Source organism: Kitasatospora sp. NPDC054795 (assembly GCF_053611565.1).
In genome coordinates this window covers 15,189-34,131 of record NZ_JBSHAP010000062.1, presented here as the reverse complement: position 1 = coordinate 34,131, position 18,943 = coordinate 15,189, and the positions used below count along the sequence as shown (strand labels likewise).

Sequence of the window (18,943 nt, the reverse complement as noted above, 5' to 3'; positions counted from 1 at the left end):
GCGACGTCAGGACTTGGGCTGAGCCTCGCCCTTGGCGTCCTCGCGGACCTTCGGCTGGGCGTCCACGCCGGCCTCGCGACGCTGCGCCGGGGTGATCGGGGTCGGGGCGCCGGTCAGCGGGTCGCCGCCGGTGGACGTCTTCGGGAAGGCGATGACGTCCCGGATGGTGTCGTACCCGCCCAGCAGCGTGACGATGCGGTCCAGGCCGAAGGCGACGCCACCGTGCGGCGGCGGGCCGTAGTTGAAGGCGTCCAGCAGGAAGCCGAACTGCGAGGCCGCCTCCTCCTCGGAGAGGCCGATCGCGTCGAACGCCCGCTTCTGCACGTCGCGCTGGTGAATACGGATCGAACCGCCGCCCAGCTCCGAGCCGTTGAGGACCAGGTCGTAGGCGTTGGAGAGCGCCGAGCCCGGGTCGGTGTCGAAGGTGGCCAGCGACTCCGCGGTCGGGGCGGTGAACGGGTGGTGCACCGCGTGCCAGCCCTGGAACTGGCCCTTGTCGTCCTCGATCGGCTCGAACATCGGGAAGTCGACGACCCAGAGGAAGGCCCACTGGGACTCGTCGATCAGCTCGCAGCGGCGGCCGATCTCCAGACGGGCCGCGCCGAGCAGCTCCTGCGAGGCGCGCTCCTTGCCGGCCGCGAAGAAGATCGCGTCGCCGTTCTTGGCGCCCGCGGCGGCGGCGAGGCCGGCCAGGTGCTCCTCGGAGAGGTTCTTGGCGACCGGGCCGCGCAGCTCGCCGGTCTCGGCGTCGATGAGGACGTAGGCGAGGCCGCGGGCACCGCGCGCCTTGGCCCAGTCCTGCCAGGCGTCCAGCTGCTTGCGCGGCTGCGAGGCACCGCCGGGCATGACCACGGCGCCGACGTACGGGGCCTGGAAGACGCGGAAGTCGGTGCCCTTGAAGTACGCGGTCAGGTCGGTGAGCTCCTGGCCGAAGCGGACGTCCGGCTTGTCCGAGCCGTAGCGGCCCATGGCGTCCGCGTAGGTCATCCGCGGCAGCGGGTTGGGGATCTCGTAGCCGTGGACCTCGCGCCAGACGGAGCCGATGATCTTCTCGCCGAGGGCCAGGATGTCCTCCTGGTCGACGAACGAGGCCTCGATGTCCAGCTGGGTGAACTCCGGCTGCCGGTCGGCGCGGAAGTCCTCGTCGCGAAAGCAGCGGGCGATCTGGTAGTAGCGCTCCATGCCGGCCACCATCAGCAGCTGCTTGAACAGCTGGGGCGACTGCGGCAGGGCGTACCAGTGGCCGGGCTGGAGGCGGACCGGGACCAGGAAGTCGCGGGCACCCTCGGGGGTGGAGCGGGTGAGGTACGGCGTCTCGATGTCGAGGTAGTCGTTCTCCTCCATCACCCGGCGGATGATGTTGTTGACCTTGGAGCGCAGGCGCAGGCCCTTGGCCGGGCCCTCGCGGCGCAGGTCCAGGTAGCGGTAGCGCAGCCGGACCTCCTCGTTGACCGTGCCCGGCTCGTACTCGGCGACCGGGAAGGGCAGCGGGGCGGCCTCGGAGAGCACCTCGATCGCGCTGACGACGACCTCGACCGCACCGGTCGGGATGTCCGGGTTCTCATTGCCCTCGGGGCGGACCCGGACGTCGCCGACGACCTTGACGCAGTACTCGGCGCGCAGGCCGTGCACCGAGTCGAGGTCGCGGACCACGATCTGCACGGTGCCGGAGGCGTCGCGCAGATCGATGAAGGCGACGCCGCCGTGGTCGCGGCGGCGGGCGACCCAGCCGGCCAGGGTGACGGTGGTGCCTGCGTGCTCCGGGCGGAGCGTGCCCGCGTCGTGCGTGCGGATCACAGCTGCTTCTCCTTCAGGGTGGTGACGAGTGCGTCGAGGGCGACGGGGGCCTGTTCGCCGGTGCTCAGATCCTTGAGCTGGACGACGCCCTCGGCGAGGTCCCGGTCCCCGGCGATCAGGGCGAAGCGGGCGCCGGACCGGTCGGCGGACTTCATGGCGTTCTTGATGCTCTTGACGCCGAAGGCGAGGTCGGTGGCGACGCCGGCCCGGCGCAGCTCGACCACCTTGGCGAACAGGATGTTCTTGGCCTCCTCGCCGAGCGCGACGGCGTAGACGGAGGTGGCGGCCGGCAGGTCGAGGTCCACGCCCTCGGCCTCCAGGGCCAGGAAGGTGCGGTCCACGCCGAGGGCCCAGCCGACGGACGGCAGCGCGGGGCCGCCGATCATCTCGGACAGGCCGTCGTAGCGGCCGCCGCCGCCGATGGCGGACTGGGCGCCGAGGCCGTTGTGCACGAACTCGAAGGTGGTGCGGGTGTAGTAGTCCAGGCCGCGGACCAGCTTCGGGTCGTCGACGAAGGCGACGCCGTTGGCGGTGAGCAGCTCACGGACCTTCTCGTCGTACGCCTTGCACTCCTCGCACAGGTAGTCGCGGAGCATCGGGGCGTCGGTGAGCTGGGCCTGCACCGACTCGCGCTTGTCGTCGAGGACGCGCAGCGGGTTGATCTCGGCGCGGCGGCGGGTCTCCTCGTCCAGGTCCAGGCCCGAGAGGAACTCGATCAGGGCGGCACGGTAGACCGGGCGGCACTGCTTGTCGCCGAGGCTGTTGAGCAGCAGCGAGTAGTTGCCCAGGCCCAGCGAGCGGAAGGCGTCGTCGGCCAGGATGATCAGCTCGGCGTCCAGCGCCGGGTCCTCGGCGCCGATCGCCTCGGCACCGACCTGGGAGAACTGGCGGTAGCGGCCCTTCTGGGCGCGCTCGTAGCGGTAGTACGAGCCGGAGTACCAGAGCTTGACCGGCAGGTTGCCCTGCTTGTGCAGGTTGGCCTGGAGGGCGGCGCGCAGCACCGAGGCGGTGCCCTCCGGGCGCAGCGACAGCTCGTCGCCGCCCTTGGTGGTGAGGGTGTACATCTCCTTGGAGACGATGTCGGTGGACTCGCCGACACCGCGGGAGAACAGCTTCACGTCCTCGAAGACCGGGGTCTCGACGTAGCCGTAGCCGGCCCGGCGGGCGGGCGCGGCGATGCGCTCGCGGATCGCCAGGAACGTCGCGGAGCTGGGGGGCAGCAGGTCGTAGGTGCCCTTGGGGGCGGTGAAGGTGCTCAACTTCTCTTCCGTCACATTCCTCGTCGCGGGAAAGCCGGGGCGCCGGCCGCCCCCGCTGCCTGTCGGAGGTAGGGGTTGGTGGCGCGCTCGCGGCCGATGGTGGTCTGACCGCCGTGGCCGGAGAGGACCACGGTGGAATCGTCGAGGGGCAGGCACACCCGGGCCAGCGAGTTCATGATCGCCGCGCTGTCCCCGCCCGGGAGGTCGGTACGCCCGATGGAGCCGGCGAACAGCAGGTCGCCCGAGAACAGCACCGGGGGGAGGTCCTCGGCACCGGGCGTCCGGAAGGTCACCGACCCCCCGGTATGGCCCGGGGCGTGGTCCACGGTGAGCTTCAGGCCGGCCAGCTCCAGCACGCTGCCGTCGGTGAGCTCGCGCACGTCGTCGGGCTCGCCGACGGTGAGCTCGCCCATCAGCTGGGTGCCCAGGGAGCGGCCGAGCGCCTTCTCCGGGTCGGACATCATGTACCGGTCCTCGGGGTGGATCCAGGCCGGGACGCCGCGGGCGCCGCAGACCGGGACCACCGAGGCCACGTGGTCGATGTGGCCGTGGGTGAGCAGCACGGCGACGGGCTTCAGCCGGTGCTCGCGGACCATGTCCTCGACGCCGCGGGCCGCCTGGTGGCCGGGATCGACGATGACGCACTCCTCGCCCGCCGCCGGAGCGACCAGGTAGCAGTTGGTGCCCCAGGCTCCAGCGGGGAATCCGGCGATGAACACGCGCGTCCTTCGGGTGTGCGGCGGTCGGCTGCGGCGGCTACCAGTGGTGATCGCTGCCAGTGGTGATGTAGGTGCAGCCTACCGGCGCCGCGGGTCCGGTTGCGAACCAGATAGCGGTGACGGGGCGCCGCGGCCCGGCAGGTTCACCGGGTTCTTACAGGCCCGGTCCCTACACTTGGCCGCCGAGGGATGCGATGATCCGCTCCGGAATCCATCCACTTTTCCCGCACATCCGTAGGAGACACGGCCGGTGGTCAGCAGCGAACAACGGCGGCGGCAGCTCGCCCGAGACAAGTACGAGCGCCAGTTGGAGCGCCGGGTCGCGGCCGCGGCCGCACGCAGGCGGCGCAACACGATCCTGGGCGCCTCGCTCGCCGTCGTGGTGCTGGCCGGCGGTGGCACCCTGATCGCCACCGGCGCGTTCAGCTCCGACGACAAGGGCGACAAGAAGGCCTCGGCGAACAGCGCCCAGGCGGCGCCGACCAGCACCGACGAGCCGACCACCCCGACCCGCAAGCCGGTCGAGGGCTGCGCCGCCCCGGCGCCGGGCGCGCCCAACGGCAAGCAGTGGCAGGCCGAGCCGCCCATGACGATCGACCCGAGCGGCTCGTACGCCATGACGCTGGACAGCAACTGCGGCAAGGTGACGATCGCGCTGGAGGCCGCCAAGGCCCCGCACACCGTGAACTCCTTCGCCTTCCTGGCCGGCGAGCAGTACTTCGACCACACCAAGTGCCACCGGCTCACCACCGACGGCATCTTCGTGCTCCAGTGCGGCGACCCGACCGCCAGCGCGACCGTCCCGGGCGGCACCGGCGGCCCCGGCTACAAGTTCGCGGACGAGAACCTGACCGGCGCGACCTACCCGGCCGGCACCGTGGCGATGGCCAACTCCGGCCCGGGCACCAACGGCAGCCAGTTCTTCCTGGTCTACAAGGACACCAAGCTGCCGCCGAACTACACCCCCTTCGGCAAGATCACCGGGGGCCTGGACGTGGTGCAGAAGATCGCCGCCGCGGGCACCCTGGAGGGCTCGCCGGACGGCCACCCGATGGCCGACGTCACCTTCAACTCCGTTACGGTGGCGAAGGGTTGACCTACTCCGGGGCCCTGCGGGGGCGGCCTGGGCGCCGTCCCCGCAGCGCCCCGGACCGAAATCGCCCGGCCCGGATGCGGACAGCACCGGTCCCGGTCGCCTATGTTGGCGTTGTATAGGGTGCCCGCACCCGCCTGGCCGTCACCCTCGGCAGCAAGGCACGGCGGACGGGGACGGCGGACTCTTTCGGTCCGTCGCACATCAACTGTGGACGACGGACGCGCGCCGCCCCGGCGCGGGCGCGACGTCATGTGGAGGACGCGCTATGAGCAGCGACCCGTGGGGCCGTGTGGACGAGCAGGGCACGGTCTACGTCAGGACGGCCGACGGTGAACGCGTCGTCGGTTCCTGGCAGGCCGGCTCGCCCGAGGAGGCCCTCGCCTACTTCGAGCGCAAGTACCAGGGCATCGAGGTGGAGATCGGCCTGCTGGAGAAGCGGGTGCGCACCACCGACCTGACCGCCAAGGACGCCCAGACCGCGCTGGAGCACCTGCGCGCCCAGGTGGTCGAGGGACACGCGGTCGGCGACCTGGAGGGCCTGGCCAAGCGGCTGGACACGCTCGCCGGCGAGATCGAGAGCCGGCGCGAGGAGCGCAAGGCCGCGCGCGCCAAGGCCCAGGACGAGGCCCGTACGGCCAAGGAGGCCCTGGTCACCGAGGCCGAGCAGCTCGCCGAGTCGACCCAGTGGCGGGAGGCCGGGGACCGGCTGCGCGCCCTGGTGGACATCTGGAAGGGCCTGCCGCGGCTGGACCGCAAGAGCGACGACGAGCTGTGGCACCGCTTCTCGCACGCCCGCTCGGTCTTCTCCAAGCACCGCAAGGCGCACTTCGCCACCCTGGACGCCGAGCGCGAGAAGGCGCGGCAGACCAAGGAGGCGCTGGTCACCGAGGCCGAGGCGCTGTCCTCGTCCACGGAGTGGGGCAGCACCGCGGCCGCCTACCGCGACCTGATGGCGCGCTGGAAGTCCGCCGGCCGGGCCCAGCGGGACATCGAGGACGAGCTGTGGGCGCGGTTCCGCGGCGCCCAGGACGTCTTCTTCCAGGCCCGCTCCTCGGTGTTCAGCGAGCGGGACGCCGAGCAGGTGGAGAACCAGAAGCTCAAGGAGGCGCTGGCCGCCGAGGCCGAGGCGATCCTGCCGATCACCGACCTCAAGACCGCCAAGGCCGCGCTGCGCGAGGTCAACGAGCGCTGGGAGGCCATCGGCCACGTGCCCCGCGAGGTCCGTCCGAAGCTGGACGGCCGGCTGAACACGGTCGAGCGGGCCATCCGCGAGGCCGAGGACGCCGAGTGGAAGCGCTCCAACCCGGAGGCCAAGGCCCGCGCGGCCGGCATGGTGGGCCTGTTCCAGGCCAAGGCCGACAAGATCCAGGCCGACCTGGACAAGGCCCGCGCGGCCGGCAACGCGTCCAGGACCGCCAAGCTGGAGTCCGAGCTGGCCGGCGTGCAGACCCTGCTGGAGCAGGCGCACCGCAGCCAGGAGGAGTTCAGCGGCTGACCGCCCCGAACGCTGAACGCGGAAGGCCCCCGGGAGCTCCCGGGGGCCTTCCGCGTACCCGCGCGCTACTTGCGGGCGGAGGTGACGCGGTAGACGTCGTACACGCCCTCGACGCCGCGCACCGCCTTGAGCACGTGGCCCAGATGCTTCGGGTCGCCCATCTCGAAGGTGAAGCGGCTCATCGCCACCCGGTCCCGGGAGGTCTGCACCGCCGCCGACAGGATGTTGACGTGCTGGTCGGAGAGCACCCGGGTGACGTCCGAGAGCAGCCGGGAGCGGTCCAGCGCCTCGACCTGGATGGCCACCAGGAAGACCGAGGACTGGGTGGCCGCCCACTCGACGTCGATCATGCGCTCCGGCTGCTGGCTCAGCGCCTCCACGTTGACGCAGTCGGCGCGGTGCACCGAGACGCCGTTGCCGCGGGTCACGAAGCCGACGATCGGGTCGCCGGGCACCGGGGTGCAGCAGCGGGAGAGCTTGACCCAGACGTCCTCGACGCCCTTGACGATCACGCCCGGGTCGCCCTTGGCCCGGCGGCGCACCGCACGGCGGTTGTCGTGGGTCGGGGTGGCGGTCTCCGCCAGGTCCTCGGTCGCCCCCTCCTCGCCGCCGAGCGCCTGCACCAGCTTCTGCACGATGTTCGGTGCGGCGACGTGGCCCTCGCCGATCGCGGCGTAGAGCGAGGAGATGTCGGGGTAGCGCATCTCGTGGGCCAGGGTGACCAGCGAGTCGCCGGTCAGGATCCGCTGGATCGGCAGGCCCTGCTTGCGCATCGCCCGGACGATCGCCTCCTTGCCGTGCTCGATCGCCTCCTCGCGGCGCTCCTTGGAGAACCAGGCGCGGATCTTGTTGCGGGCGCGCGGGGACTTGACGAAGCCCAGCCAGTCCCGGGAGGGTCCGGCGTTCTCCGCCTTGGAGGTGAAGACCTCGACGGTGTCGCCGTTCTCCAGGGTCGACTCCAGCGGCACCAGCCGCCCGTTGACCCGGGCGCCTATCGTCCGGTAGCCGACCTCGGTGTGCACCGCGAAGGCGAAGTCGACAGGGGTGGCCCCGGCCGGCAGGGCTATCACGTCACCCTTGGGGGTGAAGACGAAGACCTCGTTGCTGGCCAGGTCGAAGCGGAGCGACTCCAGGAACTCGCCCGGGTCGGCGGTCTCCTTCTGCCAGTCCAGCAGCTGCCGCAGCCAGGCCATCTCGTTGACGGCGCCGGCCTTGTCCTCCTTGCGGACCTGGGTCGGCGTGTCGGTGCGGACCTTGGACGCCCCGGCCACCGCGCGCTGCTTGTACTTCCAGTGCGCGGCGATGCCGTACTCGGCCCGCCGGTGCATGTCGAAGGTGCGGATCTGCAGCTCGACCGGCTTGCCCCCGGGACCGATCACCGTGGTGTGCAGCGACTGGTACATGTTGAACTTGGGCATCGCGATGTAGTCCTTGAACCGCCCCGGCACCGGGTTCCACCGCGCGTGGATGGTGCCCAGCGCCGCGTAGCAGTCGCGGACGGTGTCGACCAGGACCCGGATGCCCACCAGGTCGTAGATCTCGGCGAAGTCCCGGCCCCGGACGATCATCTTCTGGTAGACCGAGTAGTAGTGCTTCGGCCGGCCGGTGACGGAGGCGGTGATCCGGGCGCCGCGCAGGTCCGCCTGGACCTGGTCGATGACGGTCGCCAGGTACTCGTCCCGCTTGGGGGCGCGCTCGGCGACCAGCCGGACGATCTCGTCGTACATCTTGGGGTAGAGGATCGCGAAGGCGAGGTCCTCCAGCTCCCACTTGATGGTGTTCATGCCCAGCCGGTGCGCCAGCGGGGCGTAGATCTCCAGCGTCTCGCGGGCCTTCTTCTCCTGCTTCTCCCGCTTGAGGTAGCGCATCGTGCGCATGTTGTGCAGGCGGTCGGCGAGCTTGATCACCAGGACCCGCGGGTCCTTGGCCATCGCCACGACCATCTTGCGGACGGTCTCGGCCTGCGCGGCCTCGCCGAACTTGACCCGGTCCAGCTTGGTGACGCCGTCCACCAGCAGGGCCACCGAGTCGCCGAAGTCCTTGCGCAGGGTCTCCAGGCCGTAGTCGGTGTCCTCGACGGTGTCGTGCAGCAGCCCGGCCATCAGGGTCGGGGCGTCCATGCCGAGCTCGGCCAGGATCGTCGCGACGGCCAGCGGGTGGGTGATGTACGGGTCGCCGCTCTTGCGCTTCTGTCCGCGGTGCCACTTCTCGGCCACCGCGTACGCCTTCTCGATGTCGCGCAGCAGCGCCGGGTCGGCCTTGGGGTCGTTCGCCCGGATCGAGCGGAACAGCGGCTCCAGGACGGGGTTCAGCACGCTGGAGCGCTGGCCGCCGAGGCGGGCCAGGCGGGCGCGCATACCGCCGGTGGAACCGCGGCCGGAGGGGCCGAGCGAACGCGAGGAGGTCGGCGCCGGGCGTGCCGGGGTGGCCCCCGAGGGCGTGGGACGGTCTTCGGGGGCGGCCGCTGCGGCCGTGGGCACAACCTCGTCGGGCAAGGACAACTCCTCGGGGCACCGGGGCCGGCCCCTGCCGGGGCCCGGACCTTCGGGGACAACCGGGAGGGGATGAATCTTCATGGTACCGAGCCGGGCGCCGGGGTGTTCATCCGGCCGGGCCAGGAAACGGAAGGACGGCGGTCGGATGTTCCGACCGCCGTCCTCCTGACGGATCCGTCAGACCGTGACCAGCGTCTCCAGCGGAGCGCCGCCCAGGTGCCCGGCCAGCCGCTCGCGGCCGTCCAGGAAGCCCAGCTCCATCAGCACCACGACGCCCGCCAGCTCGGCCCCGGCCTCCTTCACCAGGTCCAGCGAGGCGCCGATGGTGCGACCGGTGGCCAGCACGTCGTCCACCACCAGCACCCGCTCACCGGGCGCGAAGGCGTCGCACTGCACCTCCAGCGTCGCCGAGCCGTACTCCAGCTCGTACGAGCGCCGGAACACCTCGCCGGGCAGCTTGCCCTGCTTGCGGATCGGCACGAAGCCGAGCCCGGCCGCGAAGGCCGCCGGGGCCGCCAGCACGAAGCCGCGCGCCTCCAGGCCCACCACCTTGGTCGCACCGAGCTCCGCGGCCCGGTCCGCCAGCGCCCGGGTGAGGGCACCGAAGGCCTCGGCGTCGGCGAGCAGCGGCGCGATGTCCTTGAACAGCACACCCGGCTTCGGGTAGTCCGGGACGTCGCGGATCCGGCTGTTCAGCAGCTCGGCCAGTGCGGTGTCGGCGGTGGTCACGGTGGTGTCCTTCACGGTCTGGTGGGGCCCCGGGGTCGTGGTCGGGGTCAGCGCTTGGTGGACGGACGGCCCTTGGCACGGGAGGTGCCGGCCGAGCGGCCACGCTGTCCGACCATACCCGCAGGCTGCTCCTCGCCCGTCGGCTCCTCGTCCGCGGCCTCGGCCTTGGCGGCCGCGGCGGCCCGGTGCTGGAGGACCCGCTTGCGCAACGCCTTCATCTCCGGCTGCTCCTCCTTGAGCTGCGCCAGCAGCGGGGTGGCGACGCAGATCGAGGAGTAGGCACCGGCCGCGAGGCCGATGAACAGCGCGAGCGAGATGTCGTTCAGGGTGCCGGCGCCCAGGAAGCCGCCACCGATGAACAGCAGTGCGGCGACCGGAAGCAGGGCCACCACGGTGGTGTTGAGCGAGCGCACCAGGGTCTGGTTGAGGCCCGCGTTCGCGGCCTCGCTGTAGGTGAGCTTGTTCTGCTTGGTGAGCCCCTTGGTGTTCTCCTTCACGGTGTCGAAGACGACGACCGTGTCGTAGAGCGAGTACCCGAGGATGGTCAGGAAGCCGATCACCGTACCCGGGGTGACCTCGAAGCCCACCAGGGCGTACACGCCGATGGTGATCAGGAGGTCGTGGATGAGGGCGACCAGGGCGGACACCGCCATCCGCCACTCGAAGGCGATCGCCAGGTAGACCGTCACCAGGACCATGAAGACGATCAGACCGGTGAGTGCCTTCTGGGAGATCTGCTTGCCCCAGCTGGGGCCGATCACCTGGGCCTCGACGGTGTCCAGCGGCACGTCGAGCTTCTGCGAGAGCTCGGCGCGGATCTGGTCGGAGCTCTTCGACTCCTCGGTGCTGACCTGGATGCGGATCTTGCCGTTGTCGGTCGACTGCACCAGCGGGTGCGAGGAGACGACCCCGTCCGCGGTTTCCTGTGCCTGGGAGACCGTCAGGCCGGGCTTGGCCACGGTGTAGACCGAGCCGCCCTTGAACTCGATGCCCAGGTGCAGGCCCATGGCCAGGCCGATCGCCGCGACCAGCACGATCACGCCGGAGATGGAGTACCAGAGCTTGCGGCGTCCGACGAAGTCGAAGCTGACTTCACCCTGGTAGAGCCGGTGGCCCAGGTTGGAGAAGCGTGACACGGTGTCAGGCCTCCTTCACGGCGGCAGAGGAGGGGTTACGGCGACGGCTGCTGCGCAGCGGCGGGCGGGCGCCCAGCCGCTTCGGGTCCAGGCCGGACCACGGGTGGCCGTTCAGGAAGAACTTGCGGCGGGCCAGCAGCGTGATCAGCGGCTTGGTGAAGAGGAAGATCACCACGACGTCGAGCGCCGTGGTCAGACCCAGGGTGAACGCGAAGCCCTGGACCTTGCCGACCGAGACCACGTAGAGCACGGCGGCACAGAGGAAGGAGACGAAGTCCGAGACCAGGATGGTGCGCCGGGCGCGCGGCCAGGCCCGCTGGACCGCCGGGCGCAGCGGGGCGCCCTCGCGGACCTCGTCGCGGATGCGCTCGAAGTACACGATGAAGGAGTCCGCCGTGATGCCGATCGCGACGATGGCACCGCAGACCGCCGGCAGGTTCAGCGCGAAGCCGATCGCGTTGCCGAGCAGGCTCATGATCGAGTAGGTCAGGGCCGCCGAGACGAGCAGACCGGCGATCGAGACCAGGCCGAGGCCGCGGTAGTAGACCAGCGAGTAGGCGACCACCAGCAGCATGCCGATCGCGCCGGCCACCAGGCCGGCCTTGAGCTGGTCGCTGCCGAGCGCCGGGGAGACGGTGGTGATGTCGCTCTTGACGAACTCCAGCGGCAGGGCGCCGTAGCCGAGAACGTTGGACAGGTCCTGCGCCTCGGTCTGGGTGAAGCGGCCGGTGATCACGGCGCTGCCGCCGGGAATCGCGTTCTTGACCTCGGGGTGCGAGACGACCTGGTTGTCCAGCACGATCGCGAACTGGTTGTTCGGCGGGGCCTGGGTGGCGAGCTGGCCGGTGATCTTGGTGAAGTCGTCGGTGCCGGTGCCGTTGAACTGCAGCTGGACCTGCCAGCCCGCACCCGACTGGGTGTCGAGGCTCGGCTGGGCCTTGGAGACGTCCGAGCCCTTCACGGCGACGGGGCCGAGGGCGAGCTTCTCGTAGTAGCCGTTCTCGGGCTTCTGCGAGCAGGCCACGACGGCCTTGTCATCGGCGCCGGTCTGGGCGGTGCGGACCTCGGGCTTGGAGCAGTCCAGCGCGGCGAACGCGGCGGTCAGCTCCGGCGGCACGGTGCCCTGGGTCATCGCGGCGGTGAGGTCGGCGGCGCTCGGCGGGGTGGCCGCGGCACTCGGGGCGCCGGTGGCGGCGGCGGAGGGCGCGGTGCTCGCGCCGGTGGCGGCGGCGGTCGGGCTGGCGCCCTCGGCGGCCAGGGCCTCGCTCGCGGGGCGGCCCTGCTTGGTGGCGCTCGCGGAGGGGCTGCCGGTCGCGGTGGCGGACGGGGTCGCCCCCGGGGTGCCGGTGGCGCCCGCGGAGGGGGTGCCGGTCGGCATCGGAGCGGTGACGCCGCTGGGCGCCACGGCCAGGACCGGACGGAAGAACAGCTTGGCGGTGGTGCCCACCTGGTCCGCCGCGTTCTGCTGGTTGCCGCCCTTGGGGATGTTCACGATGATCGTGTTGTCGCCCTGGGTCTGGACCTCCGCCTCGGAGACACCCATGCCGTTGACGCGGCGCTCGATGATCCCGGTGGCGATGTCCATGTTGGACTTGCTGATCGCCTTGGGATCGGTCGACTTCGCGGTCAGCGTGATGCTGGTGCCACCGGCGAGATCGATCCCGAGCCTGGGCTTGGTGGTGCCCGTCCCGAACATGAGGGCGACCAGTCCGACGGTGACGACCAGGATGAGGGCCAGCGCCCGCCCTGGGTAGCCGTCGCGCGGGCGCGACTTGGGTGTTGCCACCTTGCTCGTTTCTCCCTGTCCATGCCACTTCCCCGACCGGACCCCCGTCCGGCTCGTGGCGGGACAGGGGTCCGGCGGTTCTGCGGCCCTGAGGTCCTGTGGGCTCGCGGCACTGTGCCGCGCGGCCGGGCGGGTTGCCCGTCCGTACTACTTGCTCGCGGGAGCCCCGCCCTCGACGTCACCCTTCTCGGCACTGTCCTTGCTGAGCGACAGCGGCTTGTCCTCGACCGGCTCGGCGTCGGCGGCCTCCGGCTCGGGCAGCTCGTCATCGGCGGGGCGGCCGTTGATGATCGCGTCGTACTCCTGGGGGTCCAGGACCGCCGCGACCGCGCTCTTGGTGAAGTGGGTGACCACGCCGGGCGCGATCTCCAGCTCGACGGTCTCGTCGTTGACCGCCTTCACCTGGGCGTAAAGACCGCCGATGGTGCGCACACCGGCCCCCGGCTCCAGCGCGGTCTGCATCTGCTGCATCTGCGACTGGCGCTTCTTCTGCGACCGGAACATGAGCACGATCGCGATGATCGGGAGGAGAAGGATGATGAGGTTCACTGCAGCCAGGGTCCTTTACGGGCCGCCGGCCGGCGGCCTGTGTGGTATTGGTCGGCCCGTCAGGTGAGAGGGGCGGTCCGGCGGAGTCTAGGCGACCCCGAATCGATCGGACAACGCCAAGCATCGCATCCTGCCACCGAAAGTGGCGAGCCTCCGCCTGCACAGTTTCCCCGGACCTCACTCCCGGCTCCTCCGTGTGCCACCACGGAAGCACCGGATGGGAACCGACCGGACCGACTCACCCGTTCAGCCGATGGCGGTCAACTTTCATCGGCGGGGAACAGCTCCGGTTGCGCCGGAACACGTCCGCGAACGGTCTGGACCGGTGGGGTCAGACCGAGGTGCTGCCAGGCCGCGGCGGTGGCGATCCGGCCGCGCGGGGTACGGGCGAGCAGGCCCTCGCGGACCAGGAACGGCTCGGCGACCTCCTCGACCGTCTCGGACTCCTCCCCCACGGCGACCGCCAGTGTCGACAAGCCGACCGGACCGCCGCCGAACAGCCTCAGCAGCGCGTCCAGCACCGCGCGGTCCAGCCGGTCCAGGCCGCGGGCGTCCACCTCGTAGACGTCCAGCGCCTGGGCGGCGATCTCGACGGTGACCTGCCCGTCGTGCCGGACCTGCGCGTAGTCGCGGACCCGGCGCAGCAGCCGGTTGGCGATGCGCGGCGTGCCGCGCGAGCGCCCGGCGATCTCGGCCGCGCCGGCCGGGTCTATCTCCACGTCCAGCAGCGCGGCCGAGCGGTGCACCACCCGCTGGAGCTCGGCCGGGGCGTAGAACTCCATGTGCCCGGTGAAGCCGAAGCGGTCGCGCAGCGGCGGCGGCAGCAGGCCGGCCCGGGTGGTGGCGCCGACCAGGGTGAACGGCGGCAGCTCCAGCGGGATGGCGGTGGCGCCCGGGCCCTTGCCGACGATCACGTCGACCCGGAAGTCCTCCATCGCCATGTAGAGCATCTCCTCGGCCGGCCGGGACATCCGGTGGATCTCGTCGAGGAAGAGCACCTCGCCCTCGGTGAGCGAGGAGAGGATCGCCGCGAGGTCCCCGGCGTGCTGGATGGCCGGGCCGGAGGTGATCCGGATCGGCGCGCCCAGCTCAGCGGCGATGATCATGGACAGGGTGGTCTTGCCGAGCCCGGGCGGCCCGCTCAGCAGCACGTGGTCGGGCGCGCTGCCGCGCTTGCGGGCGGCCTGGAGCACCAGCGACAGCTGCTCGCGCACCCGCTCCTGGCCGATGAACTCGTCCAGCAGCTTGGGGCGCAGCGCCGCCTCCACCGCCTGGTCCTCACCGTCGGCGGCGGCCGTGACCAGCCGGTCGGCGGGTTCCGGGTCGTACATCGTCGCGGGCTCCAGAGTCTCCAGTATCGACAAATGGACAGATCGTCAGGTGGTCAGCGGGCCCGGTTGAGGCCGCGCAGGGCGAGCCGGAGCAGGGCGCCGACGTCCGGCGTCGCCTGCGCCTCGGCCTCCGGGGTGACGGCCGCGACCGCCTCGTCCGCCTCGCGCGGGGCGTACCCGAGGCCGGTCAGCGCGGAGTGCAGCTGATCGCTCCACGGCGCCGGGCCGGTGGCGATCGGCTTCTGCGCCGGGACGGCGCCGTGCGGGGCGCCGAGCTTGTCCTTGTACTCCAGCAGCAGCTTGGCCGCCTTGGCCTTGCCGATGCCCGGCACCGCGACCAGCGCCTTCTCGTCGCCGCCCGCGACCGCGGCGCGCAGCGCGTCGGGGCTGTGCACCCCGAGGATCGCCTGCGCGAGCTTGGGGCCGACGCCGGGCGCGGCCTGGAGGATCTCGAACACGCCGCGCTCGTCGTCGTCCGCGAAGCCGAACAGGGTCAGCGAGTCCTCCCGGACCACCAGCGAGGTGGCCAGCCGGGCCGGCTCGCCCAGCCGCAGCCCGGCCAGCGTGTTCGGGGTGCACTGCACGGCCATGCCCACCCCGCCGACCTCGACCACCGCGGTCCCGGAGGAGATGGCCGCCACGGGCCCTTGCACGAAGGCGATCATCGGACGGTGCCTTTCGGAGGAGTGGAGCGGGGGGTGGCCCGGGCGGCCCGGACGGCGGCCTCCAGCCGGTTGGTCGCCCCGCCGCGCCAGATGTGGCAGATGGCCAGCGCCAGCGCGTCGGCGGCGTCGGCCGGCTTGGGCGGCGCGTCCAGCCGCAGCAGGCGCTGCACCATGGCCGTGACCTGCGCCTTGTCGGCCCGGCCGGAGCCGGTGACGGCGGCCTTGACCTCGCTGGGGGTGTGCAGGGTGACGGGGATGCCGCGCCGGGTCGCGCAGAGCATCGCGACGGCACTGGCCTGGGCGGTGCCCATCACGGTGCGGACGTTGTGCTGGGCGAAGACCCGCTCGACGGCGACCAGGTCGGGCCGGTGCTCGTCCAGCCAGGCCTCGATGCCCTGCTCGACCCGGAGCAGCCGCTCCCCGATCTCGGCCTCGGCGGGGGTGCGCACCACGCCGACCCCGGCCATCCGCAGCGGCCGGCCCGGCGCACCCTCGACCACGCCGACCCCGCACCTGGTCAGCCCCGGGTCCACGCCCAGTACCCGCACCACTCGCCCGTCTCCCTGTCACTCGCCACGAAGGACCTCCGCAGGCTACCGCCCGGGTCCGACAACCCGACCGACGACACCGGCCCGGTGGTCCAGGGACCACCGGGCCGGGCAGTGAGAACGGTCACTCACCGACGATCACTGGGCAGTGATCACTCGGCGTCGAGCTGCGCGCCGACCTCGTCGGAGATGTCGAAGTTGGCGAAGACGTTCTGCACGTCGTCGCTGTCCTCCAGGGCGTCGATCAGCTTGAGGATCTTGCGGGCGCCGTCGACGTCCAGCTCGACCTGCATGCTGGGGAGGAAGTTGGCCTCGGCCGAGTCGTAGTCGACGCCGGCGTCGACCAGCGCGGTGCGCACGGCGACCATCTTCGAGGCCTCGGAGACGATCTCGAACGAGTCGCCGAGGTCGTTGATCTCCTCCGGCTCCTGGTCGAGGACGACCTCGAACAGCTTGTCCTCGTCCACGCCGTCGGCCTTGGGGACGATGACGACACCCTTGCGGGTGAACAGGTACGACACCGAGCCCGGGTCGGCCATCGAGCCGCCGTTGCGGGTCATCGCGACGCGCACGTCGGAGGCCGCGCGGTTGCGGTTGTCGGTGAGGCACTCGATCAGGACCGCGACGCCGTTCGGGCCGTAGCCCTCGTACATGATGGTCTGGTAGTCGGCGCCGCCGGCCTCCAGACCGCCGCCGCGCTTGACGGCGCGGTTGATGTTGTCGATCGGGACCGAGCTCTTCTTGGCCTTCTGGATGGCGTCGTAGAGGGTCGGGTTGCCCGCCGGGTCGGGACCGCCCGTGCGCGCCGCCACCTCGATGTTCTTGATCATCTTGGCGAAGAGCTTGCCGCGCTTGGCGTCGATCACGGCCTTCTTGTGCTTGGTGGTAGCCCACTTAGAGTGGCCGGACATCGCCAGCTCCTTTACGTCGCCAAAGGGAAATGAACAGATGAGATCTTACCGGTGTCGTCACCGGTGAAGCGCACACGGTCAGCGCGTTGTCGACGCCGTCAGCGCGCGTCCCCGGCGAGGTGCTCCTCGACCATCCGCACGAAGTACGCGTGCACCCGGTGGTCGCCGGTCAGTTCCGGGTGGAAGGAGGTGGCGAGCAGGTTGCCCTGGCGCACCGCCACGATCCGGCTCTCCGGGCCGTCCGCGGCGGGCAGCTCGGCCAGCACCTCGACGCCCGCGCCGACCGACTCGACCCAGGGGGCGCGGATGAAGACGCCGTGCACCGGCGCGTCGGCCAGGCCCGTGAAGTCGATCCCGGACTCGAAGGACTCGTTCTGGCGCCCGAAGGCGTTGCGGCGCACCGTCATGTCGATGCCGCCGACGGTCTCCTGGTCCTCGCGGCCGTCCAGGATCTTGTCCGCCAGCATGATCATGCCCGCGCAGGTGCCGTAGACCGGCATCCCGGCGGCGACCCGCTCGCGCAGCGGGTCCATCACGCCGAACAGCAGCGCCAGCTTGGACATGGTGGTGGACTCCCCGCCGGGGATCACCAGCGCGTCGACCTCGGCCAGCTCCTCGGCGCGGCGCACCGGACGGGCGAGCGCGTCGGCCTCGGCCAGCGCCACCAGGTGCTCGCGGACGTCGCCCTGGAGGGCGAGGACGCCGATGACAGGAGTGCTCACGGTCTTCAACCTCTATCGATCGTTACGACGGACTACGTGGCGCGGCCCGCCGCGCGCCGAGGCGCTGCGGCGGGCCGGCCCAGGACTACCGGGCGACTACCAGCCGCGCTTGGCGTAGCGCTCGGTCTCCGGCAGGGTGTCGCAGTTGATGCCGACCATGGCCTCGCCCAGGTTGCGGGACGCGTCCGCGATGATCTTCGGGTCGTCGAAGAAGGTGGTGGCCTTCACGATGGCGGCGGCGCGCTTGGCCGGGTCGCCCGACTTGAAGATGCCGGAGCCGACGAAGACGCCCTCGGCGCCCAGCTGGCGCATCAGGGCGGCGTCGGCCGGGGTGGCGACGCCACCGGCGGAGAACAGCACGACCGGCAGCTTGCCGAGCTCGGCGACCTCCTTGACCAGCTCGTACGGGGCGCGCAGCTCCTTGGCGGCGGCGTACAGCTCGTTGTTGTCCAGGGCGCGCAGCTGGCCGATCTCGTTCTTGATCTGGCGCAGGTGGCGGACGGCCTCGACGACGTTGCCGGTGCCGGCCTCGCCCTTCGAGCGGATCATGGCCGCGCCCTCGGCGATGCGGCGCAGGGCCTCGCCCAGGTTGGTGGCACCGCAGACGAAGGGGGTGGTGAAGGCGAACTTGTCCGAGTGGTTGACCTCGTCGGCCGGGGTCAGCACCTCGGACTCGTCGATGTAGTCGACGCCCAGCGACTGGAGCACCTGGGCCTCGACGAAGTGGCCGATGCGGGACTTGGCCATCACCGGGATGGAGACCGCGGCGATGATCTCCTCGATCATGTTCGGGTCGGACATGCGGGCCACGCCGCCGTCCTTGCGGATGTCCGCGGGGACCCGCTCCAGGGCCATGACGGCGACCGCGCCGGCGTCCTCGGCGATCTTGGCCTGCTCGGCGTTGACCACATCCATGATCACACCGCCCTTGAGCTGCTCGGCCATGCCGCGCTTGACCCGGGCGGTGCCGATCTGCGGCTGGTCTGCGGTGGTGGGGGTGGTGGACACGTGAGACCTCACTCGAAGATGAATCAGTGCTATCGCCCTATGGTAGGCAGAACGGGTGACCCAACCATGCGCCACCAAGTCCAGCCAGGACGACGGGACACGACAAACGGGCCGTATCCGGGGGACACCTTAAGCAGGTGCCCCTTCGGGTGTGAGAGCGGGCGGCGGGGCATCGTCCATTTCGAACGCCAGCGGGAAGGGCGCCTTGCCCGCCAGCCGGAAGTACCGCACCAGCCGGTGCTCGCGCACCGCCCGGGCCGCCCGCACCGCGTCGTTGTGGAACCGGCGGGCCATCGGCACCCGCCGCACCGCGGCCGTCAGATCACGAACCGCGTCCTCGCCACCCGGCTCGGCCGCCAGCGCCGCCATCTGCTCCGGCTCCTCGAACACCGCCCGCAGCGCCAGGCTCAGCTGGCTCTCCGCCACCTCGCGCTGCTCGTCATCGGCCTGCCGGGCCGCGTGCGCCGCGTCCAGCAGCAGCAGCGAGGCCGCCGGATCCAGCAACGAGGACGTCGCCAGCTCCAACGCCACCGAGGCCCGGCGGACCAGCTGCGCGTCCAGCGCCGCCCGCGCGGCGTCGATCCGGGCATGCAGCCGGTCCAGACGGCCGGCCGTCCAACTCAGGTACATGCCGAACAGCACCACGGCCACGCCGGCCCAGATCCAGGTAGTCACGGGCCGCTACGTTACCGGGTGT

General features: G+C 71.3%; 17 protein-coding genes. 2 read left to right on the top strand and 15 right to left on the bottom strand.

Features of this window, described 5'->3' with window-relative positions; translation table 11 throughout:
• Positions 1-6: 6 nt before the first annotated feature.
• From aspS to ACWGJO_RS22635, 3 genes are read right to left on the bottom strand one after another with little or no spacing between them, the layout of a single operon-like run.
• The gene (gene aspS, locus ACWGJO_RS22645) at positions 7-1,797 is read right to left on the bottom strand and encodes an aspartate--tRNA ligase (RefSeq protein ID WP_380546471.1); all 1,791 of its coding nucleotides are present in this window, start codon (positions 1,795-1,797) and stop codon (positions 7-9) included.
• Positions 1,794-3,056, bottom strand: coding sequence for a histidine--tRNA ligase (gene hisS / locus ACWGJO_RS22640; RefSeq protein WP_452186241.1), 1,263 nt, complete (start codon positions 3,054-3,056; stop codon positions 1,794-1,796). Before hisS ends, aspS begins: the two co-directional genes overlap by 4 nt.
• Before the next feature lie 11 nt (positions 3,057-3,067).
• Positions 3,068-3,775 carry an MBL fold metallo-hydrolase gene (locus ACWGJO_RS22635; protein WP_380351198.1) on the bottom strand — a complete coding sequence of 236 codons (708 nt, stop codon included), beginning with the start codon at positions 3,773-3,775 and terminating at the stop codon, positions 3,068-3,070.
• Positions 3,776-4,025: 250 nt separating this feature from the next.
• Between ACWGJO_RS22635 and ACWGJO_RS22630 the strand changes: the two genes are divergently transcribed.
• Positions 4,026-4,871 carry a peptidylprolyl isomerase gene (locus ACWGJO_RS22630; protein ID WP_380546473.1) on the top strand — a complete coding sequence of 282 codons (846 nt, stop codon included), beginning with the start codon at positions 4,026-4,028 and terminating at the stop codon, positions 4,869-4,871.
• A gap of 265 nt (positions 4,872-5,136) precedes the next feature.
• Positions 5,137-6,366, top strand: coding sequence for a DUF349 domain-containing protein (locus tag ACWGJO_RS22625; protein WP_452186239.1), 1,230 nt, complete (start codon positions 5,137-5,139; stop codon positions 6,364-6,366).
• Positions 6,367-6,431: 65 nt separating this feature from the next.
• Here the strand turns inward: ACWGJO_RS22625 and ACWGJO_RS22620 are convergent, their stop codons facing one another.
• The 12 genes from ACWGJO_RS22620 to ACWGJO_RS22565 form a co-directional block, all read right to left on the bottom strand.
• Positions 6,432-8,942 (bottom strand): RelA/SpoT family protein, encoded by a 2,511-nt coding sequence (locus ACWGJO_RS22620; RefSeq protein ID WP_452186237.1) that lies wholly within the window; start codon positions 8,940-8,942, stop codon positions 6,432-6,434.
• 96 nt (positions 8,943-9,038) lie between these two features.
• Complete coding sequence (locus ACWGJO_RS22615; RefSeq protein ID WP_452186235.1) at positions 9,039-9,590, bottom strand: adenine phosphoribosyltransferase; 552 nt, start codon at positions 9,588-9,590, stop codon at positions 9,039-9,041.
• Between the two features lie 47 nt (positions 9,591-9,637).
• Positions 9,638-10,726: a protein translocase subunit SecF gene (secF, locus tag ACWGJO_RS22610; RefSeq protein WP_452186233.1), complete on the bottom strand. Its 1,089-nt coding sequence runs from the start codon at positions 10,724-10,726 to the stop codon at positions 9,638-9,640.
• A 4-nt stretch (positions 10,727-10,730) separates the two neighbouring features.
• Positions 10,731-12,512, bottom strand: coding sequence for a protein translocase subunit SecD (secD, locus tag ACWGJO_RS22605; RefSeq protein WP_452186231.1), 1,782 nt, complete (start codon positions 12,510-12,512; stop codon positions 10,731-10,733).
• A gap of 147 nt (positions 12,513-12,659) precedes the next feature.
• Positions 12,660-13,061, bottom strand: a complete 402-nt coding sequence (yajC, locus tag ACWGJO_RS22600; RefSeq protein WP_387731677.1) for a preprotein translocase subunit YajC — start codon at positions 13,059-13,061, stop codon at positions 12,660-12,662.
• Positions 13,062-13,321: 260 nt separating this feature from the next.
• A complete protein-coding gene (ruvB, locus tag ACWGJO_RS22595) occupies positions 13,322-14,392 on the bottom strand; it encodes a Holliday junction branch migration DNA helicase RuvB (RefSeq protein ID WP_387732153.1) in 1,071 nt (356 codons plus the stop codon).
• A 53-nt stretch (positions 14,393-14,445) separates the two neighbouring features.
• Positions 14,446-15,057 (bottom strand): Holliday junction branch migration protein RuvA, encoded by a 612-nt coding sequence (gene ruvA / locus ACWGJO_RS22590; RefSeq protein WP_359897474.1) that lies wholly within the window; start codon positions 15,055-15,057, stop codon positions 14,446-14,448.
• The gene (gene ruvC, locus ACWGJO_RS22585) at positions 15,054-15,605 is read right to left on the bottom strand and encodes a crossover junction endodeoxyribonuclease RuvC (protein WP_452186267.1); all 552 of its coding nucleotides are present in this window, start codon (positions 15,603-15,605) and stop codon (positions 15,054-15,056) included. Before ruvC ends, ruvA begins: the two co-directional genes overlap by 4 nt.
• 152 nt (positions 15,606-15,757) lie before the next feature.
• Entirely contained in the window at positions 15,758-16,516 is a 759-nt protein-coding gene (locus ACWGJO_RS22580) for a YebC/PmpR family DNA-binding transcriptional regulator (protein ID WP_049651428.1), read from the bottom strand.
• A 98-nt stretch (positions 16,517-16,614) separates the two neighbouring features.
• Positions 16,615-17,238, bottom strand: coding sequence for a pyridoxal 5'-phosphate synthase glutaminase subunit PdxT (pdxT, locus tag ACWGJO_RS22575; protein WP_359897475.1), 624 nt, complete (start codon positions 17,236-17,238; stop codon positions 16,615-16,617).
• A gap of 96 nt (positions 17,239-17,334) precedes the next feature.
• The gene (gene pdxS / locus ACWGJO_RS22570; protein WP_380546481.1) at positions 17,335-18,246 is read right to left on the bottom strand and encodes a pyridoxal 5'-phosphate synthase lyase subunit PdxS; all 912 of its coding nucleotides are present in this window, start codon (positions 18,244-18,246) and stop codon (positions 17,335-17,337) included.
• 129 nt (positions 18,247-18,375) lie between these two features.
• The gene (locus tag ACWGJO_RS22565; RefSeq protein ID WP_359914514.1) at positions 18,376-18,921 is read right to left on the bottom strand and encodes a LemA family protein; all 546 of its coding nucleotides are present in this window, start codon (positions 18,919-18,921) and stop codon (positions 18,376-18,378) included.
• Positions 18,922-18,943 lie beyond the last annotated feature (22 nt).

Bases quoted from the DNA above. Each gene is read 5' to 3' on its own strand.
- ACWGJO_RS22625 (WP_452186239.1), top strand. From the start codon at position 5,137: ATGAGCAGCGACCCGTGGGGCCGTGTGGACGAGCAGGGCACGGTCTAC.
- ACWGJO_RS22580 (WP_049651428.1), bottom strand. From the start codon at position 16,516: ATGTCCGGCCACTCTAAGTGGGCTACCACCAAGCACAAGAAGGCCGTG.
- ruvB (WP_387732153.1), bottom strand. From the start codon at position 14,392: ATGTACGACCCGGAACCCGCCGACCGGCTGGTCACGGCCGCCGCCGAC.
- ACWGJO_RS22620 (WP_452186237.1), bottom strand. From the start codon at position 8,942: ATGAAGATTCATCCCCTCCCGGTTGTCCCCGAAGGTCCGGGCCCCGGC.
- ruvA (WP_359897474.1), bottom strand. From the start codon at position 15,057: ATGATCGCCTTCGTGCAAGGGCCCGTGGCGGCCATCTCCTCCGGGACC.